The organism is Streptomyces sp. NBC_01275, assembly GCF_026340655.1.
GTDB lineage: Bacteria > Actinomycetota > Actinomycetes > Streptomycetales > Streptomycetaceae > Streptomyces.
This window is the reverse complement of the sequence record NZ_JAPEOZ010000001.1, coordinates 1,778,273-1,804,478: the sequence shown is the minus strand read 5'-3', so window position 1 is coordinate 1,804,478 and position 26,206 is coordinate 1,778,273. Positions and strand designations below refer to the sequence as shown.

The following is a 26,206-nucleotide window of genomic DNA, read 5'->3' as shown; positions in this document are numbered from 1 at the left end:
CGTCCTCAGTGGATACGGCCCGCCGCCAGCACCACCCGCGCCAGCTCGGGGTGCACGATGTCGCTGTGCGCCCCGGCCGGCGCCCCGCCGCGCCGGACCACGGCCTCCGCGTCGACGTTCACGCACCCCGACCTCGGCAGGGGCGAGGCCAGCGCCTCGGCGAGCGTGCACGCGTGCGTGCCCGGCACCGCCTGCACCCCGTCGTGCCCCATGGCGCCCCACTTGGCGCCCAGCACGCCCCCGATGCTCAACTCCGCCACGGCGCGCCCCTCTTCGAGCAGCCCCTCTTCGAGCAGCCCCTGTGCGTCGCGCGCCATCCGGGAGGCCAGCGGGTACATCGTGCCCAGCGCCTCGTCGAACCGCGAGTAACAGCACACCAGGGGGCCGTCGATACGGTTCTGCAGCCCCTGGAGCACCCCTCCCGCGCGCCCGTCGAACGGCAGCCGGGCGGCGAACGCGTAGTGGGAGAAGGCCCCCTGGAGCAGCGTCACCGACTTCACCGTCTGCACCCCCTCGGGCAGCCCGCGCAGGGCGAACGACACCAGCCGTCCGCCGAAGCTGTGCCCCACCAGATGCACCCGCACCGCCGGCGCGGCGGCCGCCAACCGCCCGATCAGCGGACCGAGTCCCCGCTCGCCGACCGTTCCCGCGCGCCGCTTCATCGCGTAGTACGTCGCCTGCCGCAGCAGCTCCTTCGCCCCGTCCCACGGGTTGGGCAGCGCGAACCCCTCCGCTCCGGCGGGGGATTCGAGACCGGCCAGCGCCCGCGCGAACTCCTCGCAGGCCCGAGCCGTGGACCCGGCGAGCATCTCCGGCTCGTCCTGCTCGTCCTGCTCGTCCTGCAGTTCCTCGTCCATCAGCGTGTCCGCCGCGCACCGGGCCTGCGGCCCCGACGGCGCCACCTCCACCAGCTCCCGCACCAGACGCCCGAACTCCTCCAGCTCCCCGTCCTCGGGCGGCCGCCCGTCGATCAGCCGCGCGATCCGCTCGACCACCGCGGCCCGGCCCGGGAACGTCTCGAGGAGCGCCTGCCGGGTGCCGTCGTCGAGCCCCGGGGCCGGGGCGACGACCGCCGAGTGCGGGAAGTCGGGGATCGGCTCGTCGCAGAAGCGCATCGACGGCCACACCACGCCGACGTACCCGATGCCCGCCTGCGGGGCGAGGACGGGGATCGGCGCGAAGAAGTGGCTGTAGAGCCGGGTCGCGTGGGAGCGGTCGCTGTTCCAGCCGTGCGAGAAGACGATCAGGTGCTGCACTCCGCGCTGCTTCACCCCGGCCAGCAGCCGGTCGCGCTGACCGGCGTCGACGTCGCCGTCCGCGTCGAAGGTCAGTTCCCAATAGGGCGTCACACTCATTGTCGGATCTGCCATGTCAGGCCTCCGTCCCCCGTAGCAGCGCACGATGTGGGCGCATCGTCCTGCTAACAGCCGACCTTGGCCATACGTCACGGCTCATCCGTACAACAGATACTCCCGCCGGGTCTGTCGGAACGCGGCCAGCTCCTCGCGCCACCCCGCGACCACGTCGTCGACGCCCGCCCCCGCGTCGATCGCGGTCCGCACCGCCGACGACCCGGTGAGCCTGTCGATCCACAGGTCGGAGCGCCAGGCGAAGCCGCTCCACACCCGCTTGGCGGTCACCAGCAGCGCGACGGCGGTACGCACGGGGTCGTAGGCGTCCCGGTCGTGCACATGCAGCTGCACCCCGCCGACGGTCCTGCCCTGGAACTTGGAGAAGACCGGCGCGAAGTACGCCTCCCTGAAGCGCACGCCCGGCAGCCCGAGTTCGCCCACCGCGGCCGCCCACCGCCCGTCGATCCCCTCCGCGCCGAGGAGTTCGAAGGGCAGGGTCGTGCCCCGGCCCTCGGACAGGTTCGTGCCCTCGAAGAGACAGGTCCCCGCGTACACGAGGGCCGTGGCGGGCGTCGGCATGTTCGGGCTCGGCGGCACCCAGGGCAGCCCGCAGGCGTCGTACCACCACGCCCGCCGCCAGCCGCTCATCTCCACCACGTCCAGCCTCACCGCCGAGTCGAGGAACTCCGCGTCGAACAGCCGGGCCAGCTCGGCCACCGTCATCCCGTGGGCCTGCGCGACGGGCTGCCGCCCGACGAAGCTCGCGAACTCCCGGTGCAGCACCGGCCCCAGGGCCGCCCGCCCGGTCACCGGATTCGGCCGGTCCAGGACGACGAACCGCTTCCCGGCCAGCCGCGCCGCCTCCATGCAGTCGTACAGCGTCCAGACGTATGTGTAGAAGCGGGCGCCCACGTCCTGGATGTCGAAGACGACCGTGTCGACGCCGGCGGCCGTGAAGACGTCCGCGAGCGGCTGCCCGCTCTTGAGATACGTGTCGTGGACGGGCAGACCGGTCGCCGGATCGTCGTGGCGTCCCTCGGAGCCGCCGGCCTGCGCGGTGCCCCGGAACCCGTGCTCGGGGCCGAAGACGGCGACGAGATCGACCCGGTCGTCGGCGTGCATGACGTCCACGATGTGGCGTACTTCCCCGCTCTCGGCTGCGCTCGCACCGGAGGGGCCCCCACCCGTGACGCCGGTGGGGTTGGTGACGACCCCGATCCGCTCTCCGTCGAGGAGGGCGTAGCCGTCGGCGGCGAGGCGCTCGAAGCCGGTCCGCAGCGGGCGGTTCACCGGCGTCGGCGTGGTGCACGCTCCCACCGAGGCCGGGGCCCCGGCCAGCAGAGTCCGTCTCGACAGCGTCATACGGGGCCCTCCGCGATCACGGCCGGTGTCATGGCTGCGCACGCTAGCGTGGGCCCCCGCGCCAGGGAACGAACCGAACCGGCCGCGCAGGAGGAGCAACCCTTCCGCCGCAACATACCGACCGGTTAGTCTGGCGCTGCAGAGCCGATTCGCGTCGCGTCGAAGGAGACCGATGGTGGAAGCCGTGCAGGATGCGGGAGTGGTCGTCACCGGAGCGGGGGGCGGCATCGGAGCCGCGCTGGCCCGTCGCTTCGCCGCCGAGGGCGCCAGAGTCGTCGTCAACGACCTGGACGCAGGACGGGCGCAGGCCGTGGCCGACGAGATCGGCGGCATCGCGGTCCCCGGCGACGCCTCCGCGATCGTCGGCCCGGCCCGGGAGGCGCTCGGCGGCACGGTCGACGTCTACTGCGCCAACGCCGGGGTCGCCTCGGGCGGCTCGGAGGCGGCCGAGGAGGACGTGTGGGCGCTCGCCTGGGACGTCAACGTGATGGCCCACGTCCGCGCGGCCCACGCCCTCCTCCCGGGCTGGCTGGAGCGCGGCCGCGGCCGGTTCGTCTCCACCGTCTCCGCGGCCGGACTGCTCACGATGATCGGCGCCGCTCCGTACAGCGTCACCAAGCACGGCGCGTACGCCTTCGCCGAGTGGCTGTCGCTGACGTACCGCCACCGGGGGATCAAGGTGCACGCGATCTGTCCCCAGGGCGTGCGCACCGACATGCTGGACGCCACCGGCAGCGCGGGCGACCTGGTGCTGAAGCCGACCGCGATCGACCCGTCGGACGTGGCGGACGCCCTGTTCAAGGGCATCGCCGAGGACCGCTTCCTGATCCTGCCGCACCCCGAGGTCGCCGCCTACTACCAGGCGCGGGCCGCCGACCCCGACCGATGGATGACGAACATGAACCACCTCCAGCAGAAGTGGGAGGCCTCCGAATGACCGCGCCCGTCTCCCCACAGCCCGTCTCCCCGCAGCCCGTCTCCCCGCAGCCCGTCTCCCGCTACGCGGCCAGGCCCTGGGTGGCCCTGCTCGACGACGCCCAGCGCGCCCCTGTCGACCCCGCCGACTCCCTGGTGCACGCCCTGCGGCGGTCCGTCGCCGAGGCCCCCGACCGCACCTGTCTGGCCTACTTCGACGGGCGGCTCAGCTACCGCGAGGTCGACGAGCTGAGCGACTCCGTCGCCGGTCGCCTCGTCGCCCGCGGCCTGGCGCCCGGCGACCGGGTCGCCGTCCTGCTGCAGAACTCCCCGCACTTCGTGATCGCGCTGCTCGGCGCCTGGAAGGCGGGCGCGACCGTCGTCCCCGTCAACCCCATGTACAAGTCGGGGGAGGTGGCCCACGTCCTGCGGGACGCGGAGGTCGCCGCGTTGATCTGCTCGGACCGGGCCTGGGAGTCGTATCTGCGCGAGACGGCTGACGACTCGCCGGTACGGATCGTGCTCACGGCCTGCGAGTTGGATTTCCAGACTCGTGGTGACGCGCGCGTGCTGACCTTCGAGCGGCTGCCGCAGGCGGAGGACGCCGAGGATCTCGCCGCCGTCGCCCGCGCCGGTCACAAGCCGCCCGCGGACCGCGATCCGGCCCCCGCCGACACCGCGCTGATCAGCTACACCTCGGGCACGAGCGGCGCCCCCAAGGGGGCCGTCAACACCCACGCCAACATCATGTTCAACGCCGAACGGCAGCGCACCGGCCTGCGGCTGCCCGAGGCGCCCGTCTACTATGCCCTCGCGCCCCTGTTCCACATCACCGGCATGGTCTGCCAGCTCGGCGCCTGTCTGAACAGCGCGGGCACGCTCGTCCTGACCTACCGCTTCGAGGCGGGCGTGGTGCTCGAGGCGTTCGCCGAGCACCGGCCGCACTACACCGTCGGCCCGTCGACCGCCTTCATGGCCCTGGGCGCGCACCCGGCCGCCACCCGCGACCACTTCTCCTCCTTCGTGCACATCTCCTCCGGCGGGGCTCCCGTGCCGCCGGCCCTGGTGGAGAAGTTCCGCGCCGGCTTCGGGCCGTACATCCGCAACGGCTACGGCCTGACCGAGTGCACCGCGCCCTGCGCCTCCGTCCCGCCCCAGCTGGAGGCCCCGGTCGACCCGGCCTCCGGGACCCTCGCCGTCGGTCTGCCCGGCCCCGACACCGTCGTGCGGATCGTCGACGAGCAGGGCGTCGAGACGCCCTTCGGGGAGCAGGGCGAGATCGTCGTACGGGGGCCGCAGGTGGTCCCCGGCTACTGGCGGCGGCCCGAGGCCACCGCCGAGACGTTCCCGGACGGCGAGCTGCGCACCGGCGACATCGGGTTCATGGACGAGCAGGGCTGGCTGTACGTCGTCGACCGCAAGAAGGACATGATCAACGCGTCCGGCTTCAAGGTGTGGCCGCGCGAGGTCGAGGACGTGCTGTACACCCACCCGGCGGTGCGCGAGGCGGCCGTCGTCGGGGTGCCGGACGGCTACCGCGGCGAGACCGTGAAGGCGTACATCAGTCTGCGCGCCGGCGTCGACGCGGACCCCGATACGCTCGCCGCCTACTGCAAGGACAGACTGGCCGCCTACAAATATCCGCGTCAGGTGGAGATCCTGCCCGACCTGCCCAAGACGGCGAGTGGGAAGATCCTCCGTCGGGAACTGCGTTCCCGCGCGAACGACAGTCAGTAGAGCGCGTACGACCGCCGGCGAGACTCGCACGACAGCCGGCAAGGCTCGCCGAAAGGCGTCAAGGAAGGCAGGTGGCGGCAGTGCCCAGGACGACGGACGGCGACGGGACCCCGGTGCCGCAGCGGCTCCTCGCCGCCGCCACCCGGCTCTTCGCCGAGCAGGGCTACGACCGCACCTCGGTGCAGGAGATCGTCGAGGCGGCCGGCGTCACCAAGGGGGCGCTGTACCACTACTTCGGCTCCAAGGACGACCTCCTGCACGAGGTGTACGCGCGCGTGCTGCGCGTCCAGCAGGAGCGGCTGGACGCCTTCGCGGACGCCGACGGGCCGATCGAGGAGCGGCTGCGGGGCGCGGCGGCCGACGTGGTCGTCACGACCATCGACAACCTCGACGACGCCAACATCTTCTTCCGTTCGATGCACCATCTGAGTCCCGAGAAGAACAAGCAGGTCCGCGCCGAGCGCCGGCGCTATCACGAACGCTTCCGCGCGCTCGTGGAAGAGGGTCAGAAGACCGGCGTCTTCTCCACGGCGACCCCGGCGGACCTGGTCGTGGACTACCACTTCGGCTCGGTCCACCACCTGTCCACGTGGTACCGGCCCGACGGCCCGCTCGGCCCCCAGGAGGTCGCCGACCACCTGGCCGACCTGCTGCTGCGGGCGCTGCGGCCCTGACGGTCCCATGGGCGTCCACGAGCGGTTTCTGACGGTCCTGGACTCGGACTCCAGGGAGACGTTTCTGCTGACCCTGGGACACCGGCTCGGCGTCTCCGCGCGCGGGATCTTCGTCTCAGACGCCCCCGACGGACTGCGGCAGGCCCAGGCCTGCAACGAGATGATGATCGCCCTCTGGGCGCAGGCGCGGGCGCAGGAAGGGGAAGAAGGGGCGCCGGGATACCCGGACGCGGACTTCCTGTCGGTCCTGCTCGAGAAAGCCGACGCGGGCGACGCACGACCGCACCTGCGCAACGCGATCGAGAGCGCCCTGCTCGCGGTCTGAGGGAAGTCCGGGACGAAGAGGAAGGCCCCGCCGGAAGGAGATTCCGGCGGGGCCTTCCGTGTTCTCACAGATACCTCGTTCTCACAGATACCTCGTTCTCACAGGCATCTCGTTCTCGCGGATACCTCGCTGTCACAGGTACTTCTTCAACTCCCGTCGCGCCAGCGACCGCTGGTGCACCTCGTCCGGCCCGTCGGCGATCATCAGCGTCCGCGCGCTCGCGTACAGCTCGGCCAGCGGGAAGTCCTGGCTGACACCGCCCGCGCCGTGCAGCTGGATCGCGCGGTCGATGATGTCGACCACCGCGCGGGGCGTGGCGATCTTGATGGACTGGATCTCGGTGTGGGCGCCCCGGTTGCCGACGGTGTCCATCATCCAGGCGGTCTTCAGCACCAGCAGCCGCAGCTGCTCGACGGTGACCCGGGCGTCCGCGATCCAGTTGTGGACCACGCCCTGCTGGGCCAGCGCCTTGCCGAAGGCGTCGCGGGAGACCGCCCTGCGGCACATCAGCTCGATCGCCCGCTCGGCCATGCCGATCAGTCGCATGCAGTGGTGGATGCGGCCGGGGCCGAGCCGGGCCTGGGCGATGGCGAAGCCGCCGCCCTCCTCGCCGACCAGGTTCGTCACCGGCACGCGCGCGTGGTCGAAGACCACCTCGGCGTGGCCGCCGTGGGAGTGGTCCTGGTAGCCGAAGACCTGCATGGCGCGCTTGACGGTGACGCCCGGTGTGTCGCGCGGGACCAGGACCATGGACTGCTGACGGCGGATGTCCGCGCCGTCCGGGTCCGTCTTGCCCATCACGATGAAGATCTTGCAGTCCGGGTTCATCGCCCCGGAGATGTACCACTTGCGGCCCGTGACGACGTACTCGTCGCCATCCCGCTCTATGTGCGTGGTGATGTTCGTGGCGTCCGAGGAGGCCACCTCCGGCTCGGTCATCGCGAACGCCGAACGGATCTCCCCGGCCAGCAGCGGCTCCAGCCACTGCTTCTTCTGCTGCTCGTCGCCGAACTGCGCCAGCACCTCCATGTTCCCGGTGTCCGGCGCGGCGCAGTTGAGAGCCGTCGGCGCCAGGTGCGGGGACCGGCCGGTGATCTCGGCGAGGGGCGCGTACTGGAGGTTGGTGAGGCCCGCGCCGTGCTCGGCGTCGGGGAGGAAGAGGTTCCACAGGCCCTGGCTGCGGGCCTCGGCCTTCAGCTCGTCGACCACCGCCGGGGTGTCCCACGGCGAGGCCAGCAGGGCGCGCTGCTCCTCGGCGACCGCCTCGGCCGGATAGACGTACTCGTCCATGAAGGCCAGCAGCTTGGCGCGGAGTTCCTCGGTGCGCGCGTCGAACGCGAAGTCCATGGCCGTCAGCCTTCCTGGAGAGTGGTCAGTCCGTGCTCGATGAAGACGGGGACGAGCTCCCCGATGCGGTCGAAGCCGCGCCCTACCGTCTGGCCCAGCGTGTACCGGTAGTGGATGCCCTCCAGGATCACGGCGAGCTTGAACCACGCGAACGCCGTGTACCAGGAGACCGCCGACACGTCCCGCCCGGAGCGCGCCGCGTACCGCTCGATCAGCTCGGCCGGCGCCGGGTGCCCGGCGGCCGAGGCGGTCGTGGAGATGGGGGAGTTCGGCAGCTCCAGGGGCACGCTGTACATCACCAGCAGGCCCAGGTCGGTCAGCGGGTCGCCGAGCGTCGACATCTCCCAGTCGAGGATCGCCCTGATCGAGTCGTCGTCGCCGATCAGGACGTTGTCCAGCCGGTAGTCGCCGTGCACGACCGCCGGGGCGGGGGAGGAGGGCAGCGCGCGGCCGAGCGCCGCGTGCAGCTCGTCGATTCCGGCCAGGTCACGGCTGCGGGACGCGTCGAGCTGCTTGCCCCAGCGGCGCAGCTGCCGGTCGAGGAAGCCCTCCGGACGCCCGAAGTCGGCCAGCCCGACCTCGGCGGGGTCCACCGCGTGCAGCTCCACCAGCGTGTCCGTCAGCGACAGCAGCGCGCCCCGGGTGCGCTCCGCGCCGAGCGGGGCCAGCTCCTCGGCCGTGCGGTACGGCGTGCCCTCGACGAACTCCATGACGTAGAAGGGCGCCCCGAGCACCTCCACGTCCTCGCACAGCAGCACCGGACGCGGGACCGGGACGCTGGTCGGGTACAGCGCGCTGATCACCCGGTGCTCGCGCTTCATGTCGTGCGCGGTGGCCAGCACATGCCCGAGCGGCGGCCGCCGTACGACCCACTTCGCGGAACCGTCCTCGCCGTCCCCGGCGTCCCCGACCTGGTAGGTCAGGTTCGACCGTCCGCCCTCGATCAGCCGGCCGGTGAGCGGACCCCGGACCAGACCGGGGCGCTCGCGCTCCAGCAGGGCGCGCAGCCGGTCGAGGTCGAGTCCGGGCGGGTGGTCGGGGCTCATGCGTCGCTCCTACGGACGATAGGACGAGAGAACGGGACCCGCCCATCATGCCGACCGGTCGGTATGGAGTCCAGGGGCGATGCCCAACGTGATCGGGGCCACCCTAGGCCGACGGCTCCCCGCACAGTAGCGCGGGAGCCGTCGGCCGATGCTTTTCGGACGTCTGGCGCGGTCCGGTCCGGTCCGTTCCCGGTCGGTCCGGTCCGGCCCAGTCCGGTTCGGTCAGTGGTCGTCCCAGTGGCCGTCGTGCTCGGCGTGCCGATGCCCGTCGTGCACGTAGTCCACATGGTCGCCGTGCGGCACGCGCGCGTGCCCGCAGTCCGCTCCGTGCAGGTGCTCATGGCCGTCGTGGGTCACATGGCCGCCCGGCTCGCACTCGTCCCAGTGGCCGTCGTGCGCCCGGTGCAGATGCCCGTCGTGGGCGTAGTCGACGTGGTCGCCGTGCTCCACGCGCGCGTGGCCGCAGTCCGGGCCGTGGGCGTGCGTGTGGGCGTCGTGCTCCTGGTGCAGAGTGGTCATGGTGTTCGCCTTCGGGGGTACGGGGGTGACGTATGGGGGCACAGGGATCGCGTGGATGCCGACGGACAGGCTGCCACGCGAACGGCGCATATCGGGGCATCCGGCTTGCGTGGCGTGCGAGTACCCCGGAGGGTCGGTGACATGAAGGGCATCAGCTACAGCCGCTACGGCGGCCCGGACGTCCTCGAGTACGGAGAGGTGCGCGACCCCAAGGTCGGCCCCGACTCGGTGCTGGTGAAGGTCCGGGCGGCGGCCGTCAACCCCGTCGACTGGAAGGCCCGTGAGGGCTACCTGGACCCGATCTTCGACGCCGTCTTCCCGGTGGTCCCCGGCTGGGACGTCTCCGGCGTCGTCGTGCAGCTCGGGTTCTCCGTCACGGAGTACGCGATCGGCGACGAGGTCATGGGCTACGTCCGCGAGGACTTCCTCTCCCGCGGCACCTTCGCCGAGTACGTCGGGGCCCCGGTGCGCACCCTCGCCCGCAAGCCGCGCAACCTCACCTGGGAGGAGGCCGCCGGCCTGCCCCTGGTCGGCCTCACCGCCTACCAGGTGCTGATGAAGGCGCTTCAGGTCAAGCGCGGCGAGACCGTCCTGGTCCACGCGGCCGCGGGCGGCGTCGGCTCGATCGCCGTGCAGATCGCCCGCCATCTGGGAGCCCGGGTGATCGGTACGGCGAGCGAGGCCAACCACGACTTCGTGCGCTCGCTGGGCGGCGAGCCCGTGACCTACGGCGACGGCCTGGCCGAACGGGTGCGCGGGCTGGCCCCCGAAGGCGTGGACGCGGCCTTCGACACGATCGGCGGCGAGACGCTGAAGGTCTCCGCCCATCTGCTGGCCCCCGAGGGCCGCCTGGCGTCGATCGCCGACGGGGACGTCGTCGGATACGGCGGCCGGTACTTCTGGGTCCGGCCCGACGCCGAGGACCTCACCCGGCTGGCGGAGCTGGCCGAACAGGGCGTGGTCTCCGTGCACGTCTCCGAGACGTTCCCGCTGGAACGCGCGGCGGACGCGCACCGGCTGAACCAGGAGGGCCGCACCCGGGGCAAGATCGTGGTGACGGTCGACTGGGACGCCGAGACCGACGAGGCCGACGAGGCCGACGGCACCGACGAGACCCCGTAGTCCTGGACGAGAACAGGCTGGGCGGCTCCTGCGAGGTGGGTCAGACGACCAGCGCCGCCGCGCACACCGCCAGCGCCACCGTGCACAGGGCTGTCGCGGTGGCGTAGCGGGGGGTGAGCGCGGCCGGGTCGGAGACGGCGGCGAGCGTGCGGATGCGGTGGTGGGCGAGGGCCAGGAAGCCCAGCCACAGCCCGCAGCACAGGGCGCAGGCGACGATCCCGGCGGTCGTCCCGCCTCCGTTGAGGGCGGTCTTCATGCCGAGCACCGTGGCGACGGTGCTCGACAGCGTCGTACGCCGCCAGGCGAGCCGGGTCCGCTCCGGCTGCAACCCGGGGTCGCGCTCCGCCCCGCCGCCGTCACCCGTGTCTCCTGGGGCTTCCGCCCGGCTCATCGGGCTCGCCCGTCCCACCCGGCGAGCACGACCACCACCATCGCCACGGCCACCACCGCGACCACCACGCTCAGCAGCGCCGGGAAGCGCGAGGCCGGCAGGTCCTCGCCCCGGCGCATCGCCCGCTCGCAGCGCACCCAGTGGTTCACCGCGCGCAGGGAGCACAGCACGCCCGCCGCGAGCAGCGCGAGCGCCAGCCCCACCCGCCAGCCCCAGCGCAGGTCAGGCAGGAACTGGTCCACCGCGAAGCCCCCGCCGATCAGCGCGAGCGCGGTCCGCAGCCAGGCCAGGAACGTGCGCTCGTTCGCCAGCGAGAACCGGTAGTCGGGCGTGTTGCCGCCGCGCCGGACCTGCTCGGGCGCGAACCACAACCGGACGTTCTGTACGAAGTCGATCACGCGAGGACCCTACCCGGGCCCCTCTCCGCGGGCTCCGTGCGCCTTGAGTCGCTGGTACGCCGCCAGGCCGTCCGGCACCCACTCCCAGTCGGACAGCCGCCGCTCGACCTCCTCCTCGGACAGGAAGTCGTGCCAGGCCACCTCCTCGACCTGGGGGTTCACCGGCAGCTCGCAGCGGACCTCGTACACGGCCGACCACCAGCTCCGGCCGGCCCCGTCGTCGTAGAGGAACTTGAGGACGAACTCCGGGCGGGGCAGTCCGTGCACCCCGAGCTCCTCCTCGGCCTCGCGCAGCGCGGCGTCGTCGTAGGTCTCGCCCGCGCCGACCACCCCGCCGACGAACATGTCGTACAGGGAGGGGAAGACCAGCTTGGTCGGGGTGCGGCGGTGGACGAAGAGCCGGCCCTCGGCGTCCCTGGCCCGGATGAAGACGCAACGGTGGCGCACACCCTCGGCGTACACCTGCCCGCGCGGGAGTCGGCCGACGACCTGGTCGTTCTCGTCGACGATGTCGAGGATCTCGTCAGCAGCGCTCATCCGCCCATCCAAGCAGGCGCGCCCACGGCCGCGGCGGCCGGCAGGCCACGGCTCACTGCGGCTGGAGGTTCGGAACCCGCTCCCGGGGGGCCGCGCCCCGCGGCATCGCCGGGTGCAGGCCGAGCAGGACGATGCCCGCGACGACCGCCGCCAGGCCCGCCGCCTCCCAGGCCAGCGCGCCGGTGTCGGTGCGCAGCCGGTCGCCGAGGAAGCCGACCCCGCAGACGATCCCGGCGAGCGGCTGGGCGGCGGTCAGCGCGGGCAGCGACATGCGCAGCGGGGCCGTCTCGAAGGCGCTCTGCACCAGCACCAGCCCGGTCACCCCGAGGGCGAGCACGGCGTACGGCTGCCAGCCGGTCAGCAGCTCGGCGAGGCCGCCCGCGGAGAAACGCTGCCCGCTGACCCGGGTGAGGGCGTCCTGGACGCCGTACAGCAGACCGGCCGCCAGAGCCAGCAGCACCGGGCCCGAGCTCAGCCGCGAGCGCTTGGCGTACGTCGTGAGCAGCAGGGCGACTCCGGTCATCACGCCGATGATCAGCCAGTGGCGCAGCGGATCGGTGACCGCGGTGCCGCCGCGCGGCTCGCCCGCCACGATGAACGCCGTCACCCCGCCCGCGAGCAGCGCGAGCCCCGCCCAGCCCTGGCGGCCCAGCGGCTGCCTGGTCTGGCGGCGGGAGAGGGCGAGGGCGAAGAGCAGGTTCGTGGCGAGGAGCGGCTCGACGAGGGAGACCTCGCCCTGGCCGAGCGCGACCGCGCCCAGCACCATGCCGGCCACCATCAGCCCGATGCCGCCGAGCCAGCGCGGCACCCGCACCAGGTCGAGCAGCAGGCGCGGGGACAGGAAGTCGCCGAGCGGCGCCTTCTGGGCGGCGTTCTGCTGGAGCACGAACCCGAAGCCCAGGCAGCAGGCGGCGCTCACGGCGAGAACCAGAACCAGAACCGACACGCTGCGTACCTCGATCATCCGGTCGGACCACGGACGGGATGCGTAGTGGCCGACTGTAGCGTCCCAGGGCCCTCGGAGCGCCTGGGAGTCCCGGAACATCTGTTCCGGACGGGCCCGGCACGGTGCTTTCCGGGGGGACCCGGAACCGGGCGGCTGACGCGGTCGCGGCGCCCGGCGGACAGGGCCGGGCAGCGTGGCGACCGTAAGGCCATGGTGAGCGCTCCGGGCGGTCGACGCCATGGCGTACGCCACATCGGCGCCGTGGGCCCCTCCGCCACCGGGCGTCCGACCAGGGGCGAGACGGCTTCCGGTCGTCTTCCGATCGCCTTCAACTTCCGTACGTCTCCGGGAAGTTGACACCTGTCATGTCTCCGTGACCCTTGACGCGAGCGTTGGGTGAGGATTTGCTGTGCGTGACCGGCCGATTGCGGGCCGATCATCAGAGTCGCCTGCCAGGAGCTTGAGGAAGTCCCGCGGTGCCCTTACCCCCGCTCTCCCGCCGCGGACGCGGGCCCACGGCCCGGACCCCCGACCCGGCCCTCGACGACGCCGAACTCGACGCCGTGCGAGCCGCGTTGGCCCAGGGCCGCTGGCAGTCCGCCCGCGCCCTGCTCGCCCGCACCCGCGACGACTGGGACCGCCGCGCCCACCGGGTCGTCGTCCTCGCCCGCGAACCGTACGCCGCGGCCTGGGCCCATGAGTGGCTGCACGCCGAGCCCGGCTGCGCCGACGCCCGCGTCCTGCTCGCCCTCGCCCAGGTCGGACGGGCCCTGCGCGGCACGGAGGACACGGCCCTCGCCCGCGCCGCCTGTCAGGACGCGGCCGCGCTCGCGCCCGCCGACCCCACCCCCTGGCTTGGCCTGCTCCTGCTGGAGAACGACGGCGGCGCCGACGCCGTACGGATCTTCGAGGAGGTCCGGGCCCGTCACCGCGACCACCACCACGCCCACCACCTGATGGTCGCCCGGCTCGCCGAGCGCCGGGCCGCCGACGGCCCGGACCCGCTGCACGAGGTCTACGACTTCGCTGTCTGGGCCGCCGAGCAGGCCCCGGCCGACTCGCCGCTCGCCATCCTCCCGGTCGTCGCGCACGCCGAGCGCTACCGCGTCCTGGCCGCCCACGGCTTCGCCCCCGCCGACCCGGCCGCCTCCGGGCACTGGAGCGACAGCCGGGCCCGGGACGTGATGAAGGCCGCCTTCGACTGGTGGCTGGAATGGGAGCACGACGGCCACCCCCGCCGCATGGTCGACCTGAACTTCCTCGCCCACGCCCTGGTCTGCGCGGGCCGGGCCGCCGAGGCCGCCGCCCTGTTCCAGCACATCGGGGACCATGCCACCGCCGAGCCCTGGTCCTACCCCGACCGCGACCCGTACACGGCCTTCCGCGCGGCCCGAGCAGGCGCCCTCGGTCTGAGAGCCGGGTAAGAAGTCACGGCGCGAGCCCGGCCGCGACCCGGAAACCTGGCCCCGGCCCGCCCCCGAGTGTTCGAATGGAGAGGTGAACCCCGAACCAACCGAGGAACGCGGCGCCCCTGACGAACGCGGGACCCCCGACGAACGCGGCACCCCCATAGGCCGCCGCGTCCTCCTCGGCACCCTCGGCCTGGGCGCCCTCGGAGTCGTCGCAGCGCCCCCGCTGCAACGCGGCCTGGAGGCGTTCCTCGGCGCGGCCGCCGACAAGGACCCCACCGGCCTCACCGGTCTGCTCCCCAACGGCGGCGGCTTCCGCTACTACTCGGTCACGGCCTCCGTCCCGCACAAGAACGCCACGAACTACCGCCTCACGGTCGACGGCCTCGTCGACCGCCCCGGCTCCTACACGCTCGCCGACCTCAAGGCCCTGCCGCAGACCCGGATGGTCAAGGACGTCCAGTGCGTCACCGGCTGGCGGGTCCCCGGCACCCCCTTCGAAGGGGTCCGGCTGTCCGCCCTCCTCGACGCCGCCGGCGTGCGCGCCGAGGCCGGCGCGATCCGCTTCACCTGCTTCGACGGCGCCTACACCGAGAGCCTCACCCTCGCCCAGGCCCGCCGCGCCGACGTCCTGGTCGCCCTGCGCATGCAGGACAAGGACCTCGGCCACGACCACGGCGGCCCGGTCCGCCTCTATGTGGCCCCCATGTACTTCTACAAGTCCGCCAAGTGGCTCTCCGGCATCACCGTCACCGAGAAGGTGAAGCCCGGCTACTGGGAGGACCGGGGCTACGACGTCGACGCCTGGGTCGGCCGTTCGAACGGACGCGACGATGCCCCTACGAGCTGACGCGCCGCCCGCGCCCACCCGGATCCACCGCTTCAGCCGGGCCGAACGCTGGGTGCACCGCCTCACCGCCCTGCTGATGGGCCTCTGCGTGGCGACGGCCGCCTGTCTGTACATCCCCGAGTTCGCCGAACTCGTCGGCCGCCGCGAACTCGTCGTCCGCGTCCACGAGTGGGCCGGCCTCGCCCTGCCCGCGCCCGTCCTGGCGGGCCTCGCCTCCCGCGCGTTCCGCGCCGACCTCGGACACCTCAACCGCTTCGGCCCGCACGACCGCCGCTGGCTGCGCGCCGCCCTGCGCCGGGACAAGCGGCGCGCGTCGCGCCCGGCGGGCAAGTTCAACGCCGGACAGAAGGTCTACGCCGCCTGGATCGCCGGGGCGACGCTGGTGATGCTCGGCACGGGCCTGCTCATGTGGTTCACCCACCTCACCCCGATCATGTGGCGCACCAGCGCGACCTTCGTCCACGACTGGCTGGCCCTGACCGTCGGCGTCGTCGTCGCCGGCCACATCGGCATGGCCCTGGGCGACCCGGAGGCCCGACGCGGCATGCGCACCGGGTCGGTGAGCCCCGAGTGGGCGGATCGAGAACACCCACTCTGGCGCCGCTGACCGCCCGGGGCGCCGCAAGCCTCCGCAAGCGTGCGGCGGCGACGAGACCGACGGCAGGACCGCTGCCCGGGCTCAGCCCGCGCTCAGCCCACGCCGAAGTCCAGCAGTACCTTGCAGGACTTCCCGCGGTCGGCGGCCAGCGCGAACGCCGACTCCGCTTCCCGCACCGGCACCACCGCGCTGACCAGCGCGTCGAAGGCGTCCCCTGTCGACGGCCGGGCCAGCAGGGCCAGCGCGTCGTCGAACTCCGTGTCGAAGCGGAACGCCCCGCGCAGCTCGATCTCCCGGCTGACCACCAGGTTCCCGGCGAAGGGGCTCTGCCCCGGCGGCAGCATGCCCAGCTGCACCACGACCCCGCCGCGCCGCACCCGCCGCAGACACGCCTCGAGCCCCGCGGCCACCCCGGACGCCTCCACCGCCACGTCCACCTCGCCAGGCCATCCCGGATCCGCCGGATCGTCGGCCCGTACGACGGTGTCGGCGCCGGCGGCGCGGGCGTAGGCCAGGGCCGTGGGCAGCAGGTCCGTCACGGTCACGTGGGCCGCGCCGGCCGCCTTCGCCGCCGCGACCACCAGACAGCCGATCGGCCCCGCGCCGGTGACCAGGACATGCCTCCCGGCCACCGGTCCGGCCCGCCGCACCGCGTGCAGCGCCACCGACAGCGGCTCGGCGAGCGCGGCCCGGCGCTGCTCGAGGCCGTCCGGCAGCAGGCGTATCTGCTCGGCGGGCACGACGATCTCCGCCGCGAACCCGCCCTGCACATGCGGGAGGCGTGCCGCGCTGCCCAGATAGCGGGTGTCCCGGCAGACGTTGCGCCGCCCGTCCGCGCACTCCGGGCACACCCCGCACGGGGTGGCGGGGTGCACGGCGACCGCCTGGCCGGCGAGCGGGCCCGTGACGGCCGTCCCCACCACCTCGTGGCCCAGCACCATCGGCTCCCGCAGCCGGAAGTCGCCGACCCCGCCGTGCCGCCAGTAGTGCAGGTCGGAGCCGCAGACCCCGCCGTACCGCACGGCGACCAGCACCTGCCCCGGGCCCGGCGTCGGCGACGCCAGCTCCTCGACGCGCAGATCGTCCTGTCCGTGGATCACGCAACCCAGCATCCCGTCCGTCCCCTTTTCCACTCCGATTTCCACTCCGACTTCTGTGTTCCAGTCCGACGGCCGGCCGGCCGTCGCTGGTGCGGATTCAGAGCACGCTCGTCATGCCGCCGTCGACGTACAGCACCTGTCCGCTGACGAAGTCCGCCGCCGGGGAGGCCAGGAACAGCACCCCGCCCACCAGGTCCTCGGTACGGCCCCAGCGGCCGGCCGGGGTGCGGCGGCGCACCCAGGCGCTGAACTCCTCGTCCTCGACGAGGGCCTGGGTCAGCTCGGTCTCGATGTAGCCGGGGCCCAGGCCGTTGACCTGGACGCCGTGCGGGCCCCAGTCCGCGCACATGCCCTTGGTGAGCATCTTCAGCGCGCCCTTGGTGGCCGCGTACGGCGCGATGCCGGGGCGGACCACCTCGCTCTGCAACGAGCAGATGTTGATGATCTTGCCGTGGCCGCGTTCCGTCATCCGCCGGGCGGCCTCCCGGCCGACGAGGAACGCGCTGGTGAGGTTGGTGTCCAGGATCCGGTGCCAGTCGGAGTCGGTGAACTCCAGGAGCGGCGCGCGCAGTTGCATGCCCGCGTTGTTGACGAGGATGTCCAGCGGGCCGACCCGCTCCTCGACGTCCGCGATCCCGGCGGCGACGGCCGGGCCGTCGGTGACGTCGAACACGGCGGTGTGGACGTCGGCGGCGGGCAGCCCGGCGTCGGCCAGTTCGGCGGCCGCCCGCTCGAGGCGTTCGCCGTCGCGGCCGTTGAGGACCACCGTGCAGCCGGCCTCCGCCAGACCCCGGGCGAGGGCGAGCCCGATGCCCCGGCCGGAGCCGGTGACCAGGGCCGTGCGGCCGCTGATGTCGAACAGGGGGTGACTCATGCGCGTACTCCTAGATGACCAGCGACTGGATGAGTGACTGGACGACCAGTGACTAGATGACCAGTGAGAGGAGCAGGACCAGGCCGCCGGCGACCACGGAGATGATGGTCTCCATGACCGACCAGGTCTTGATGTTCTGGCCGACGCTGAGCCCGAAGTACTCCTTGACCAGCCAGAACCCGGCGTCGTTGACATGGCTGAAGAAGAGCGAGCCGGCGCCGATGGCGAGGACCAGCAGGGCGGTGTGCGTGGTCGACATGTCGGCCGCCAGCGGGGCGACCAGACCGGCCGCCGAGACCGTCGCCACGGTCGCCGAACCGGTCGCCAGCCGGATCACCACGGCGATCAGCCAGGCCAGCAGCAGGGCCGGGATGGACCAGTCCTCGGAGATCTCCAGGACCATCTGTCCCACCCCGGAGTCGATCAGCGTCTGCTTGAAGCCGCCGCCCGCGCCGACGATCAGCAGGATGCCCGCGATCGGCGCGAGCCCCTTCTCGACCAGCCCGGATATGCGCTCCTTGGAGAACCCGGCGGGCCGGCCCAGCGTGAAGATGCCGACGAGCACGGCGGTCAGCAGGGCGATCAGCGGGGAGCCGACGACGTCGAAGACGCGCTGCACCGTGTGCGCGGGGTCGTCCACGACGATGTCGACCAGCGCCTTGGACAGCATCAGCACGACGGGGAGAAGGATGGTGGCGAGCGTGGCCCCGAAGCTCGGGCGCTTGTCCAGGTCCTCGGAGGGCCGCTGAGGAAGCATCCGGTCGGGCGCCGGGACGTCCACCCAGCGGGCGGCGACCCGTGAGAACACCGGCCCGGCGATGACGACCGTCGGGACGGCGACGAGCACGCCGAGGGCCAGGGTGACGCCCAGGTTGGCGCCGACCGCGTCGATCGCGACCAGCGGGCCGGGGTGCGGCGGGACCAGTCCGTGCATCACGGACAGACCGGCCAGCGCCGGGATGCCGATCCGCATCAGCGAGTAGTTGCCCCGCTTGGCGACCATCAGCACCACGGGGATCAGCAGCACCACGCCGACCTCGAAGAACAGCGGCAGCCCGATCACCGAAGCGATCAGCACCATCGCCCACGGCAGGGACCGGCCGCTCGCCTTGGCGAGGATCGTGTCGACGATCTGGTCCGCGCCGCCGGAGTCGGCGAGCATCCTGCCGAGGATCGCGCCCAGCGCGATCAGCACGCCCACACTGGCGACCGTCGCGCCCAGTCCGGCGCTGAAGCTGGCGATGACCTTGTCGAGCGGCGCCCCGGCGAACGCGCCGAGCGCGAGCGAGCCGATGGTCAGCGCCAGGAAGGCGTGCAGCTTGAACCGGGTGATGAGCAGGACGATCACGGCGATGCCCGCCAGGACGGCGATGCCCAGCTGCGCATGGCCGGCCGAGGTGATCGGCTCGACCGCGTCCGCTGCCAGCGTCTCGACACTGAGTCTGGTCACGGGGGGATTCCCTTGCGATATGAGGAGGGGAGGGGAGGGGAGAGAGGAGTACGGGGTGCGGGGGTACGGGGGTACGGCGGAGGGGCGTCCGGGGTCACACGGCCGGGTCGGGCAGCGCGACGAGCGCGGCCATGGCCCGTTCGGCGATGGCTTCGGGGGCGCCGGAGACGTCGACGTCGACTCCCGCCTCGTCCGCCTGGAGGGGTTCGAGCGTGGCGAACTGGGAGTCGAGCAGCGCGGTGGGCATGAAGTGACCCTGCCGGTGGGACATGCGGTCCTCGATCAGCGCCCGGTCGCCCGTGAGGTGCACGAACACCACGTCGGGCGCGGCCGCCCGCAGCCGGTCCCGGTAGGCCCGCTTCAGCGCCGAGCAGCTCACCACCCCGCCGAGCCCCGCCCGCCGGTCCGCCCAGGCGCCGATGGCGTCGAGCCAGGGCAGCCGGTCGGCGTCGGTGAGCGGGATGCCGGCCGACATCTTGTCGATGTTGGCCCGGGGGTGGAAGTCGTCGGCCTCCGCGTACGGGACGCCGAGCAGGGCGGCGAGCAGCGGACCGATAGTGGTCTTGCCGGTGCCCGCGACGCCCATGACCACGACGACGTGGGGGGTACTCATCGCTACCTCGCTGAATGACTGGGATGGCTGGAGGTGACTGGGATGCCGACGGACGCCGACTGTTGTCGACGACACTGAAACCGATTAGGTACGACAAGTTCAAGAGTCTGTGACAAATAAGTCTGACTTTTTGGGATCGTGATCTACCCCGTACTCTGAGTGCATGACCACTCCGGGCCGAGGTCTGCACGGCCATGTACTGGACACTCTCGGCCCCGCGATCACCGCGGGGGAGTACCCCCCGGGCAGCGTCCTGCGCACCGACGAACTGGCCCAGCGCTTCGACGTCTCCCGCTCCGTGATGCGCGAGGCGGTCCGCGTCCTGGAGTCCATGCACCTCGTGGAGTCCCGCCGCCGAGTGGGCGTGACGGTGCGTCCGAAGGCCGAGTGGAACGTCTACGACCCTCAGGTCATCCGCTGGCGGCTGGCCGGCGCCGACCGCCCGCACCAGCTGCGCTCGCTCACCGTCCTGCGCTCGGCGGTCGAGCCGGTCGCGGCGGGCCTGGCGGCGAAGCACGCCACCGCGGCGCAGTGCGCCGAGCTCACCGAGTGCGCGATCGGCATGGTCGCCACCTCACGCGGCCACCAGCTGGAGGGCTACCTCGTCCACGACGTCGCCTTCCACCGCGTGATCCTCGCCGCCTCCGGCAACGAGATGTTCGCCCGCCTGGGCGACGTCGTGGCGGAAGTCCTGACCGGCCGCACCCATCACGAGGTCATGTTCGAGGACCCCGACCCGGCCGCCGTCACCCTCCACGTCCAGGTCGCCGAGGCCGTCCGCGAGGGCGACGCGACCCGCGCGGAGCTGCTGACCCGTCAGATCGCGGTCGGGGCGCTCCAGGAACTGGACATCCTGGCACCGTAGTTCAGCCGACGAAATCCCCGTCCACGTACACCCACGCCCCGTCCACCCGCTCGAACCGGCTGAGCTCGTGCAGCGACCCGCCCCGGTAGGACGCCCGGAACTCCACGGTCCCGGTCGTATGGAACGCGGACCCGTCACCCGTGCCCAGGATCTCCAGTCCCGTCCACCGCATCCCCGGGTCCAGGTCGAGCCGCTCGGGCCGGGTCCGCGGATGCCAGGTCCGCAGCAGATACCCCGCGTCGCCCTTCACGAAGGCGCAGTAGCGCGAGCGCATCAGCGCCTCGGCGGTCGGTGCGGAAGCGGGGCCTCGGTGATAGCGGCCGCAGCAGCCGTCGTACGTCTGAGGCAGCCCGCACGGGCAGGAACGTGTGGTCATGGCCGTCATTCTCCTGCCCTGGAGGGCTAGACGGCCGCCCGGGTCTCCGGCATCGGCAACGGCGGCAGCGCCGCGCCGTACACCCACGCCTCGAACAGCTCATCCAGCGGCTCGGGCGCGAACCGGGCCGCGTGCGCCGTGAACGTCGACGTCGTCACCGCTCCGCCCCGGTGCAGCCCGAGCCAGGCGCGCAGCATCCGGAAGAACGCGTCGTCGCCCATCGCGCACCGCACCGCGTGCACGGTGAGCCCCCCGCGCTCATAGAGCCGGCCGTCGAACATCGACTTGCGGCCGGGATCGGCCAGCCGCAGGTCCTGCGGCTGCGCGGACAGCAACCGGTGCGCGGCGACGGCCAGTTGCTGCGCGCTGCGGCCGCCCGACCGCTCCGACCACAGCCACTCCGCGTACTTCGCGAAGCCCTCGTTCAGCCAGATCTGCCGCCAGTCCGCGATGGACACGCTGTTGCCGAACCACTGGTGCGCCAGCTCGTGCGCCACCAGCCGCTCCGAACCCCGCGCCCCGTCCACGTGGTTGGCGCCGAACAGCGACAACCCCTGGGCCTCGACGGGGACATCGAGCTCCTCCTCCGTCACCACCACCGCGTACTCGTCGAACGGATACGGCCCGAACAGCTGCTGGAAGAGGTGCATCATCCCGGGCTGCCGCGCGAAGTCCCGGGAGAACTCCGGCAGGAGATGCGCCGGGATGTGCCCGTGCTGCGGTACCCCGCCCAGCCCCGGATCGCCCAGCAGCACCGTCTGGTACTTGCCGATCGACAGCCCCATCAGATAGCTCGACGTCGGCGCGGACTGCTCGTACACCCAGGTGGTCGTGGACGCCTTCGTGGTCCGGGTGAGCAGCCGCCCGCCCGCCACCACCGAGTACGCCGACGGCGTGGTGATCGACAGCTGGTAGGACGCCTTGTCGGCGGGCCGGTCGTTGCACGGATACCAGGAGGGCGCCCCGGTGGGCTGGCTGGCCACCAGCGCCCCGTCGTCCAGCTCCTCCCAACCGATGCCGCCCCAGGGGCTGTTGACCGGCTTGGGGTTGCCGGACCAGTGCACCTCCACGGTGAAGGCGGCCCCGGCCCGCACCGGCTTGGCGGGCCGGACGCGCAGCCGGCCGCCCCGGTGGGTGTAGTGCGGCTGACGGCCGTCCACCCGGATCCGGCCGATCTTGAAGTCGGCCAGGTTCAGCTGGAATTCGGCGAGCGGCGAGCGCCCCGCGATGGCGTTGATCCGTGCCATGCCCGACAGCCGGTTCGGACCCGGCCGGTAGTCCAGCGTGAGCTCGTAACGGTGCACCCGGTAGCGGGAATCACCGTTGGCCGGGAAATACGGGTCCGGCCCGACCGACTGCTGAACTGCCACTTCCTCGTCCGCTCCCTGACCTGTGCTCGAACCGTCGCCGGTGGTACCGCCCTCCGACTCCCGATGGCCCACACGGCCCGCGCTCAGGCACGCCACGCCTCGATCGGGTTGCCGAGCCAGCGGGTGTCGTCCGGGACGGACTCCGCGGCCATGACGAGCGACGCGGGGCCCAGGGTCGTACGGGCCCCGATCGTGCTGCCGGGCAGCACGATCCCGCCAGGGCCCAGCGTGGCGCCCTCACGGAGGACCACAGTATCCGTCCGCAAGATCCGGTCGTGGAAGAGGTGGGTCTGCAGCACGCAGCCGCGGTTGACCGTCACCCCGTCCTCCAGCGTCACCAGGTCCGACTCCGGCAGCCAGTAGCTCTCCACCCACACACCCCGGCCGATCCGCGCCCCGAGCCCGCGCAGCCACGCCGTCATCGCCGCCGTGCCGGGCACGGAACCCGCCAGCCACGGCACGGCCACCACCTCGACGAAGGTGTCCGCCAGCTCGTTGCGCCACACGAACCCGCTCCACAGCGGATGCTCACCGGTGCGATGCCGCCCCACCAGCAGCCACTTCGCGACGATCGACAAGACGGCCGCAGCCGCCCCCGCCGCCAGCAGCACCAGCCCCGAAAGCAGCGGCGCCCACACCCCCAGCGCACACAGCGCGGCCGCCGTGGCCGCGCCCAGCGCCGCCGAGCACAGCACCGGCACGATCCTGCACAGCTCCACCAGCCCCCGCGCCCACAGCAGCCGCCTGGGCGGCTCGTAGGTACGGCTGTCGTCGCTGTCGGCCGCGTGCCGGGGCAGCTTCACCGGCGGCAGCCCCAGATACGACGTGCCCTTCTTGGCCTTCTTCGGCGTCGCCGACAGCACGCCGACCAGGCCGCCCTCCGGCACGCTCCGACCCGGCGCGGTCATCCCCGAGTTCCCGAGGAACGCCCGCCGCCCGATCTCGGCCCGCCCGATCCGCACCCAGCCGCCGCCCAGCTCGTACGGCGCGGTCAGCGTGTCGTCCGCGAGGAACGCGCCCTCGCCGACGGTCGTCAGACTCGGCAGCGCCAGCACCGTCGACACCTCGGCGCCCCGCCCGATCCGCATCCCCAGCAGCCGCAGCCACACCGGGGTGACCAGCCCGGCGTACAGCGGGAACAGCGTCTCGCGCGAGCGGTCCATCAGCTGTGTGACCGTCCAGGCCTGCCACCCGATCCGCCCGTGCGCCGGATGCGTGCCCTCCCGCAGCCCCAGGCTCAGCAGCCGTACGGCGACCAGCACCAGCAGCGCGTACGTCACCCCGTACGCCAGCGTGGCCGGGACCAGGGCCGCGGCCGCACCCGCGACGGCCTGCCCGAGCCCGTCGCCGGGCTGCACGAACACCGTCGCCACCAGCAGCGCGGCCACCCCGGCCGCCGCCGGCAGCAGCGTCAGCCCGAGCCCCGACGCCCCGTACATCGCACGCCAGAACCGGCCCCGCGGCGGCCGCTCCTTGGGCCAGTTCCGCTTGGCCCGGCCCAGCTTCACCGCGGGCGCGCCCGCCCACCGCTGACCGGTCGTGACCTGCCCGGCGACCGCCGAACCCGGCGCCACCTCGGCGCGCTTGCCGACCCGGGCGCCGGGGAAGAGCGTGCTGCGCGTGCCGACGACGGCGTGCGCACCCACCTTGACCTGCCCTATCTCCAGCCGGTCCCCGTCCAGCCAGTACCCGGAGAGGTCCACCTCGGACTCCACGGCCGCGCCCCGCCCGAGCTTCAGCAGCCCGGTGACCGGCGGCAGCGCGTGCAGATCCACGTCGGGCCCGATCTTGGCGCCCAGGGCACGGGCGTAGCGCACCAGCCAGGAGCCGGTCAGCGAGGTCGCCCCGCTGAACTCGGCCAGCCGCTCCGCGGTCCACAGCCGCAGATGGACCGAGCCGCCCCGCGGATACCGGCCTGCCTTCACCCCGCGCAGCAGCAGCCGCGCCCCGCCCGCGCCCAGCGCGAGCCGCCCGGGCGGGCTGAAGAACAGCAGGGCCCCGGCGGCGACCAGCCACCAGGAGGCGGTCGGCAGCCAGCCGTAGGCGGGCAGGACGTTGCCCAGCGCGGCCAGCGCCACGCTCCAGCGCAGCCCGAGCAGCGTGAACAGGGGGAGGAGCAGAAGCAGCTGGATGATCTGCGCGCGCCGGGGAACCGGCGCGATCACACGGCTGCCGCCGTCGTCCTGCGCGGACTCCTCCAGCAGCCGGGCCAGCTTGCGCAGGGTCGGCTGCTGGTAGACGTCGAGGACGGCGGCGCTCGGGTAGCGGGTGCGCAGCCGGGTGGTGAGCTGGGCGGCGCCCAGGCTGCTGCCGCCGATCGCGAAGAAGTCGTCGGCGGCCGAGGCCACGGGGATGCCCAGGACCTCGGTCCACTGCTCGGCGAGCCAGGCCTCGGTGCCGTACAGCTGTTCGGTCTTGTGGCCGGTCTCCACGCCCTCCAGCGGCCAGGGCAGCGCGTTGCGGTCGACCTTCCCCGAGGTACGGGTCGGCAGGTCGTCCACCGGCGCGAGCAGCGGCACCAGCGCGGCCGGCAGCTCGGCGCGCAGCTTCTCCACGGCCGCCGCCTGGTCCCAGCCGTCCTGGGTGACGACGTACCCGACGAGCAGCTGATTGCCGCTGCGCGCCGTGCGCACGGCGGCCGCGGCCCCCGCCACGCCCGGCAGCGCCTGCAGCGCCGCGTCCACCTCGCCCAGCTCGATGCGCCGCCCGCCGAGCTTGATCTGCTCGTCGGCCCGCCCGAGGAAGACCAGCCCCTCGGCGTCGGCGCGCACCAGGTCACCGCTGCGGTACGCCCGCTCCCAGCCCAGGGACTCCAGCGGCGCGTACTTCTCCGCGTCCTTCTCGGCGTCGAGATACCGCGCGAGCCCCACGCCTCCGATGACCAGCTGGCCGCTGCCGCCCAGCGGCACCGGCTCCCCGGCCTCGTCCACGACGGCCAGCTCCCAGCCCCGCAGCGGCAGCCCGATCCGGATCGGCTCCTCGCCCGACATCAGCGAGGCACAGGCCACCACGGTCGCCTCGGTCGGCCCGTACGTGTTCCAGACCTCCCGCCCCTCCGTCACCAGCCGCTGCACCAGCTCGGGCGGACACGCCTCACCGCCGAAGATCAGCAGACGTACGTCGTTGAGGGTCTCGGGCTCCCAGAGCGCCGCCAGCGTCGGCACCGTGGAGACGACGCTGATGTCCTGCTCGACCAGCCAGGGCCCGAGGTCGGCGCCGCTCCTGACCTGCGAGCGCGGCACGGGCACCAGACAGGCGCCGTACCGCCAGGCCAGCCACATCTCCTCGCAGGACGCGTCGAAGGCCACCGACAGCCCGGCCAGCACCCGGTCGCCGGGCCCGATCGGGTCGTCGGTGAGGAACAGCGCGGCCTCGGCGTCCACGAACGCGGCGGCGCTGCGGTGACTGACCGCGACGCCCTTGGGCTTCCCGGTGGAGCCGGAGGTGAAGATGATCCACGCGTCGTGCTCCACACCGGGCCGGGCGGCGGGGCCGCCGCGCTCGCCGGGTACGGCGATCTCGTGCCCGGCGCCCACGACGGCCCGCACGTCCGCCTCGCCGAAGACCAGCTCGGCCCGCTCGTCGGGGTCCTCCGCGTCGACCGGGACATAGGCGGCGCCGGCCGCGAGGACGGCCAGGATCGCCACATAGAGGTCGTTGGTGCCGGACGGCACCCGCACGCCCACCCGGTCCCCGCGCCCCACCCCGGCGGCCGCCAGCCTGCGCCGCAGCCGCTCCACCTCGACGGCGAGGGCACGGTAGGTGAGAGGAGTCGCTCCGTCGTCCAGCGCGAGCTCGTCCGGGTACGACCGCACCGACGCGTCGAAGACGTCGACAAGGGTCCGTGGAGAGGCGGCGGCCCCGCCGGAGAAGCGTGCTCTGTCACCGAGTTGTACGCGGATTTCTTCGTCGAGCAGGCCGAGAGCGCTGCTCTCGTGTGTGGCTGCCATCGGTCCTCGCGTCTCGATCCGGAAGCCTCCGGGGAGCCGGCGGGCCCGCAGGTCTGCCTGGGGTTGTCCGGTCCAGCTCC

The 26,206-nt window shown here is 72.9% G+C and carries 25 protein-coding genes; 9 read left to right on the top strand and 16 right to left on the bottom strand.

Annotation, left to right across the window (positions count from 1 at the left end; genetic code table 11):
* Positions 1 to 5 precede the first annotated feature (5 nt).
* Both OG562_RS07685 and OG562_RS07680 read right to left on the bottom strand, forming a co-directional pair.
* Positions 6 to 1,370: a serine-threonine protein kinase gene (locus OG562_RS07685; protein WP_266395192.1), complete on the bottom strand. Its 1,365-nt coding sequence runs from the start codon at positions 1,368 to 1,370 to the stop codon at positions 6 to 8.
* An 81-nt stretch (positions 1,371 to 1,451) separates the two neighbouring features.
* Complete coding sequence (locus OG562_RS07680) at positions 1,452 to 2,714, bottom strand: DUF1343 domain-containing protein (RefSeq protein ID WP_266395189.1); 1,263 nt, start codon at positions 2,712 to 2,714, stop codon at positions 1,452 to 1,454.
* A gap of 172 nt (positions 2,715 to 2,886) precedes the next feature.
* Between OG562_RS07680 and OG562_RS07675 the strand changes: the two genes are divergently transcribed.
* From OG562_RS07675 to OG562_RS07660, 4 genes are all read left to right on the top strand, one after another.
* Positions 2,887 to 3,651 carry an SDR family oxidoreductase gene (locus OG562_RS07675; RefSeq protein WP_266395186.1) on the top strand — a complete coding sequence of 255 codons (765 nt, stop codon included), beginning with the start codon at positions 2,887 to 2,889 and terminating at the stop codon, positions 3,649 to 3,651.
* Positions 3,648 to 5,366 (top strand): class I adenylate-forming enzyme family protein, encoded by a 1,719-nt coding sequence (locus OG562_RS07670; RefSeq protein WP_266395183.1) that lies wholly within the window; start codon positions 3,648 to 3,650, stop codon positions 5,364 to 5,366. The genes OG562_RS07675 and OG562_RS07670 overlap by 4 nt, the downstream gene beginning before the upstream one ends.
* An 80-nt stretch (positions 5,367 to 5,446) precedes the next feature.
* Entirely contained in the window at positions 5,447 to 6,040 is a 594-nt protein-coding gene (locus tag OG562_RS07665; RefSeq protein WP_266409095.1) for a TetR/AcrR family transcriptional regulator, read from the top strand.
* 7 nt (positions 6,041 to 6,047) lie between these two features.
* Complete coding sequence (locus OG562_RS07660) at positions 6,048 to 6,365, top strand: hypothetical protein (RefSeq protein ID WP_266395181.1); 318 nt, start codon at positions 6,048 to 6,050, stop codon at positions 6,363 to 6,365.
* A gap of 132 nt (positions 6,366 to 6,497) precedes the next feature.
* Here OG562_RS07660 and OG562_RS07655 read toward each other — a convergent pair whose 3' ends face one another.
* From OG562_RS07655 to OG562_RS07645, 3 genes are all read right to left on the bottom strand, one after another.
* Positions 6,498 to 7,712 (bottom strand): acyl-CoA dehydrogenase, encoded by a 1,215-nt coding sequence (locus OG562_RS07655; protein ID WP_266395179.1) that lies wholly within the window; start codon positions 7,710 to 7,712, stop codon positions 6,498 to 6,500.
* Positions 7,713 to 7,717: 5 nt separating this feature from the next.
* Positions 7,718 to 8,758: a phosphotransferase family protein gene (locus OG562_RS07650; RefSeq protein WP_266395177.1), complete on the bottom strand. Its 1,041-nt coding sequence runs from the start codon at positions 8,756 to 8,758 to the stop codon at positions 7,718 to 7,720.
* 222 nt (positions 8,759 to 8,980) lie between these two features.
* A complete protein-coding gene (locus OG562_RS07645; RefSeq protein ID WP_266395175.1) occupies positions 8,981 to 9,277 on the bottom strand; it encodes a hypothetical protein in 297 nt (98 codons plus the stop codon).
* A gap of 141 nt (positions 9,278 to 9,418) precedes the next feature.
* Between OG562_RS07645 and OG562_RS07640 the strand changes: the two genes are divergently transcribed.
* A complete protein-coding gene (locus OG562_RS07640) occupies positions 9,419 to 10,399 on the top strand; it encodes an NADP-dependent oxidoreductase (RefSeq protein ID WP_266395172.1) in 981 nt (326 codons plus the stop codon).
* Between the two features lie 40 nt (positions 10,400 to 10,439).
* Here OG562_RS07640 and OG562_RS07635 read toward each other — a convergent pair whose 3' ends face one another.
* From OG562_RS07635 to OG562_RS07620, 4 genes are read right to left on the bottom strand one after another with little or no spacing between them, the layout of a single operon-like run.
* Positions 10,440 to 10,790 carry a DUF202 domain-containing protein gene (locus OG562_RS07635; protein ID WP_266395169.1) on the bottom strand — a complete coding sequence of 117 codons (351 nt, stop codon included), beginning with the start codon at positions 10,788 to 10,790 and terminating at the stop codon, positions 10,440 to 10,442.
* A complete protein-coding gene (locus OG562_RS07630) occupies positions 10,787 to 11,188 on the bottom strand; it encodes a YidH family protein (RefSeq protein WP_266395166.1) in 402 nt (133 codons plus the stop codon). The genes OG562_RS07635 and OG562_RS07630 overlap by 4 nt, the downstream gene beginning before the upstream one ends.
* Before the next feature lie 9 nt (positions 11,189 to 11,197).
* Positions 11,198 to 11,725 (bottom strand): NUDIX hydrolase, encoded by a 528-nt coding sequence (locus OG562_RS07625; protein WP_266395163.1) that lies wholly within the window; start codon positions 11,723 to 11,725, stop codon positions 11,198 to 11,200.
* A gap of 52 nt (positions 11,726 to 11,777) precedes the next feature.
* The gene (locus OG562_RS07620) at positions 11,778 to 12,671 is read right to left on the bottom strand and encodes a DMT family transporter (protein ID WP_266395160.1); all 894 of its coding nucleotides are present in this window, start codon (positions 12,669 to 12,671) and stop codon (positions 11,778 to 11,780) included.
* 476 nt (positions 12,672 to 13,147) lie between these two features.
* Here OG562_RS07620 and OG562_RS07615 point away from each other — a divergent pair, with 476 nt between their 5' ends.
* The 3 genes from OG562_RS07615 to OG562_RS07605 all read left to right on the top strand — a co-directional run bounded on the left by OG562_RS07615 (position 13,148) and on the right by OG562_RS07605 (position 15,537).
* Positions 13,148 to 14,095, top strand: a complete 948-nt coding sequence (locus tag OG562_RS07615; RefSeq protein WP_266395158.1) for a hypothetical protein — start codon at positions 13,148 to 13,150, stop codon at positions 14,093 to 14,095.
* Between the two features lie 73 nt (positions 14,096 to 14,168).
* A complete protein-coding gene (locus OG562_RS07610) occupies positions 14,169 to 14,930 on the top strand; it encodes a molybdopterin-dependent oxidoreductase (RefSeq protein WP_266395156.1) in 762 nt (253 codons plus the stop codon).
* Positions 14,914 to 15,537, top strand: a complete 624-nt coding sequence (locus tag OG562_RS07605; RefSeq protein ID WP_266395153.1) for a cytochrome b/b6 domain-containing protein — start codon at positions 14,914 to 14,916, stop codon at positions 15,535 to 15,537. The genes OG562_RS07610 and OG562_RS07605 overlap by 17 nt, the downstream gene beginning before the upstream one ends.
* An 83-nt stretch (positions 15,538 to 15,620) precedes the next feature.
* On the opposite strand, the gene OG562_RS07600 is transcribed toward OG562_RS07605, so the two are convergent.
* The 4 genes from OG562_RS07600 to OG562_RS07585 form a co-directional block, all read right to left on the bottom strand.
* Positions 15,621 to 16,640, bottom strand: coding sequence for an L-idonate 5-dehydrogenase (locus OG562_RS07600; RefSeq protein ID WP_266409094.1), 1,020 nt, complete (start codon positions 16,638 to 16,640; stop codon positions 15,621 to 15,623).
* A gap of 85 nt (positions 16,641 to 16,725) precedes the next feature.
* Entirely contained in the window at positions 16,726 to 17,502 is a 777-nt protein-coding gene (locus OG562_RS07595) for an SDR family oxidoreductase (RefSeq protein ID WP_266395150.1), read from the bottom strand.
* A 52-nt stretch (positions 17,503 to 17,554) separates the two neighbouring features.
* Entirely contained in the window at positions 17,555 to 18,952 is a 1,398-nt protein-coding gene (locus tag OG562_RS07590) for a gluconate:H+ symporter (RefSeq protein WP_266395147.1), read from the bottom strand.
* 94 nt (positions 18,953 to 19,046) lie between these two features.
* Entirely contained in the window at positions 19,047 to 19,565 is a 519-nt protein-coding gene (locus OG562_RS07585) for a gluconokinase (protein WP_266395144.1), read from the bottom strand.
* 163 nt (positions 19,566 to 19,728) lie between these two features.
* Here OG562_RS07585 and OG562_RS07580 point away from each other — a divergent pair, with 163 nt between their 5' ends.
* On the top strand, positions 19,729 to 20,430 hold the full coding sequence (locus OG562_RS07580; RefSeq protein ID WP_266395141.1) for a FadR/GntR family transcriptional regulator: 702 nt from the start codon (positions 19,729 to 19,731) through the stop codon (positions 20,428 to 20,430).
* 1 nt (position 20,431) lies between these two features.
* Here OG562_RS07580 and OG562_RS07575 read toward each other — a convergent pair whose 3' ends face one another.
* The 3 genes from OG562_RS07575 to OG562_RS07565 all read right to left on the bottom strand — a co-directional run bounded on the left by OG562_RS07575 (position 20,432) and on the right by OG562_RS07565 (position 26,126).
* Entirely contained in the window at positions 20,432 to 20,806 is a 375-nt protein-coding gene (locus OG562_RS07575; RefSeq protein ID WP_266395138.1) for a YchJ family protein, read from the bottom strand.
* A 26-nt stretch (positions 20,807 to 20,832) separates the two neighbouring features.
* Positions 20,833 to 22,176 (bottom strand): M1 family metallopeptidase, encoded by a 1,344-nt coding sequence (locus OG562_RS07570; protein ID WP_266395135.1) that lies wholly within the window; start codon positions 22,174 to 22,176, stop codon positions 20,833 to 20,835.
* A gap of 83 nt (positions 22,177 to 22,259) precedes the next feature.
* On the bottom strand, positions 22,260 to 26,126 hold the full coding sequence (locus OG562_RS07565; protein WP_266395133.1) for a Pls/PosA family non-ribosomal peptide synthetase: 3,867 nt from the start codon (positions 26,124 to 26,126) through the stop codon (positions 22,260 to 22,262).
* Positions 26,127 to 26,206 lie beyond the last annotated feature (80 nt).

Excerpts from the sequence above, each read along its gene's own strand:
- OG562_RS07660 (WP_266395181.1), top strand. The coding sequence starts at position 6,048 with ATGGGCGTCCACGAGCGGTTTCTGACGGTCCTGGACTCGGACTCCAGG.
- OG562_RS07680 (WP_266395189.1), bottom strand. The coding sequence starts at position 2,714 with ATGACGCTGTCGAGACGGACTCTGCTGGCCGGGGCCCCGGCCTCGGTG.
- OG562_RS07675 (WP_266395186.1), top strand. The coding sequence starts at position 2,887 with ATGGTGGAAGCCGTGCAGGATGCGGGAGTGGTCGTCACCGGAGCGGGG.
- OG562_RS07650 (WP_266395177.1), bottom strand. The coding sequence starts at position 8,758 with ATGAGCCCCGACCACCCGCCCGGACTCGACCTCGACCGGCTGCGCGCC.
- OG562_RS07595 (WP_266395150.1), bottom strand. The coding sequence starts at position 17,502 with ATGAGTCACCCCCTGTTCGACATCAGCGGCCGCACGGCCCTGGTCACC.
- OG562_RS07565 (WP_266395133.1), bottom strand. The coding sequence starts at position 26,126 with ATGGCAGCCACACACGAGAGCAGCGCTCTCGGCCTGCTCGACGAAGAA.
- OG562_RS07640 (WP_266395172.1), top strand. The coding sequence starts at position 9,419 with ATGAAGGGCATCAGCTACAGCCGCTACGGCGGCCCGGACGTCCTCGAG.
- OG562_RS07625 (WP_266395163.1), bottom strand. The coding sequence starts at position 11,725 with ATGAGCGCTGCTGACGAGATCCTCGACATCGTCGACGAGAACGACCAG.
- OG562_RS07605 (WP_266395153.1), top strand. The coding sequence starts at position 14,914 with ATGCCCCTACGAGCTGACGCGCCGCCCGCGCCCACCCGGATCCACCGC.
- OG562_RS07670 (WP_266395183.1), top strand. The coding sequence starts at position 3,648 with ATGACCGCGCCCGTCTCCCCACAGCCCGTCTCCCCGCAGCCCGTCTCC.
- OG562_RS07575 (WP_266395138.1), bottom strand. The coding sequence starts at position 20,806 with ATGACCACACGTTCCTGCCCGTGCGGGCTGCCTCAGACGTACGACGGC.
- OG562_RS07585 (WP_266395144.1), bottom strand. The coding sequence starts at position 19,565 with ATGAGTACCCCCCACGTCGTCGTGGTCATGGGCGTCGCGGGCACCGGC.
- OG562_RS07645 (WP_266395175.1), bottom strand. The coding sequence starts at position 9,277 with ATGACCACTCTGCACCAGGAGCACGACGCCCACACGCACGCCCACGGC.
- OG562_RS07635 (WP_266395169.1), bottom strand. The coding sequence starts at position 10,790 with ATGAGCCGGGCGGAAGCCCCAGGAGACACGGGTGACGGCGGCGGGGCG.
- OG562_RS07580 (WP_266395141.1), top strand. The coding sequence starts at position 19,729 with ATGACCACTCCGGGCCGAGGTCTGCACGGCCATGTACTGGACACTCTC.
- OG562_RS07655 (WP_266395179.1), bottom strand. The coding sequence starts at position 7,712 with ATGGACTTCGCGTTCGACGCGCGCACCGAGGAACTCCGCGCCAAGCTG.
- OG562_RS07600 (WP_266409094.1), bottom strand. The coding sequence starts at position 16,640 with ATGCTGGGTTGCGTGATCCACGGACAGGACGATCTGCGCGTCGAGGAG.
- OG562_RS07685 (WP_266395192.1), bottom strand. The coding sequence starts at position 1,370 with ATGGCAGATCCGACAATGAGTGTGACGCCCTATTGGGAACTGACCTTC.